Here is a 1650-nt window from a genome sequence, read left to right on the forward strand (position 1 = left end):
GGGCTCTGGATCGCTCCTAGAGTGAGGGGATACCCGGCGACGGCGGTTCGAATCCGCCCCGGGCTACATTTTTAATCAAGTTCCATGCTGCAGACTAACTCAGGATAGCGGCATGGGAAGCTCACGCGCTTTAGCGCAATGGGATGTCATTTTAATTTTTCAGGAAAGGTTTTAACCAATACAGCTTGTAACTTTATTAAATTGTTAAGCATTAATGACCTAAAAGCAGGAATAAACGATAAAATGATACTCAATGGCGTTAATATTAATTTTGAAGATGGCAAAGTTTATGCAATAATGGGGCCTAATGGGTCAGGCAAAAGCACATTAAGTTTCACAATAATGGGGAATCCGGTATATAAAATACACAGCGGAAAAATAATGATGAATAATGAAGAGATTACGTACCTTTCTCCAGATCAAAGGGCAAAAAAGGGGATATTTCTGGCCTTTCAAACTCCAGTCGAAGTTCCAGGGGTTCCAAGCTTCTCCTTCATAAAAACTGCATATAACGCCATCACGGGGCAAAATCTAAGCACATACGTTTTTAACAGAATGGTTAAACAAAAATTGTCCGAACTTGGAATCGACGATTTGTTGCTATCCCGCAATCTAAATGAAGGGCTCTCAGGCGGTGAAAGGAAAAAGCTCGAAATAATTCAAATGGCAGTACTGCAGCCCAAGTTCGCAATTCTTGATGAAATAGATTCAGGGCTTGACGTAGATTCATTGGAGCTAATTTCATCGGCCATCAATAAAGTTCACGCTAAAACTGGGAACACAGTTATCATGGTCACCCATTATTCTAGAATCCTAAGATACGTAAAACCTGACGCAGTATATGTCCTAGTCAACGGCAAGGTTGCAGCGTCAGGCGATTCAACGCTGGCTGATAAAATTGATAAAGGAGGGTATGGATGGGTAAAGGATGAAGGCAGCAGCTGAATCAGTAAAATTTCTTGTCAACAGTGCTTACCGTAATCCCGGGAGTTGCCTTTCTCAAAAACAGGCAGATCTGGCAAAAAGGATTGCATTGAAGTTTCGTATGAAGCAATCTTATGATTTAAAGCTGCTCTTCTGTAAAAAGTGCAAGGCATATTCACCGCCTCTGTATAGCAAGACCATCAGGGTCAGAAGGGGCAGGCTAATATTTAGATGTAAAAATTGCGGGTCAGTTTACAGGATACCGTTTAAATGAATAAATATCAATTATGGTTTTTTTGAAACAGTGCAGTTGTTTGATATCAAAAATCTCCAAGGCTTATCTGTACCGTTTGAAATCCCTATCCTCCTGCTCTGCAGAATTTTTTCATTTTTATTTAACCAGCCCCCAGATATATACAGATCGTTTTTATCTGTAAGGTCATGCCCGTTATACCTTGAATCTATATTTAATGCCCTAGTGAAATTTCCAGGGCCACTTGAAATTTTACACTCGTCTTTATTGTGAAATTTTTTCATAAATTCATATCCCAGTATGGGTTCGCCGCTTCTTATTAGGACTGCTCCAGCTTCCTGCTGGGGTGATTTTGCCACAACATTCAGGCAGTAGTGAATGCCATATGATAAGTAAACATAAGCAACGCCAACGGTTTCAAACATTATCTTAGCCCTCCCCCTTTTTCCTCTAAAAGCATGGCTTGCAGGGGC

Annotated in this window: 3 protein-coding genes; 2 read left to right on the forward strand and 1 reads right to left on the reverse strand. The window is 40.7% G+C overall.

The window, feature by feature from the left end; all coding sequences use genetic code 11:
• The first annotated feature begins 201 nt into the window (after window positions 1–201).
• Together sufC and Q0C22_RS10470 are read left to right on the forward strand one after the other, a co-directional pair.
• On the forward strand, window positions 202–945 hold the full coding sequence (sufC, locus tag Q0C22_RS06780; protein WP_291493072.1) for a Fe-S cluster assembly ATPase SufC: 744 nt from the start codon (window positions 202–204) through the stop codon (window positions 943–945).
• Entirely contained in the window at window positions 929–1198 is a 270-nt protein-coding gene (locus Q0C22_RS10470; protein WP_367172125.1) for a hypothetical protein, read from the forward strand. The genes sufC and Q0C22_RS10470 overlap by 17 nt, the downstream gene beginning before the upstream one ends.
• 11 nt (window positions 1199–1209) lie before the next feature.
• On the opposite strand, the gene Q0C22_RS06790 is transcribed toward Q0C22_RS10470, so the two are convergent.
• Window positions 1210–1650, reverse strand: a 441-nt coding sequence (locus tag Q0C22_RS06790) for a DNA-3-methyladenine glycosylase (RefSeq protein WP_291493075.1), incomplete at its 5' end; no start/stop codon positions are given.

This window comes from Desulfurella sp. (assembly GCF_023256235.1).
Classification (GTDB): Bacteria; Campylobacterota_A; Desulfurellia; order Desulfurellales; family Desulfurellaceae; genus Desulfurella.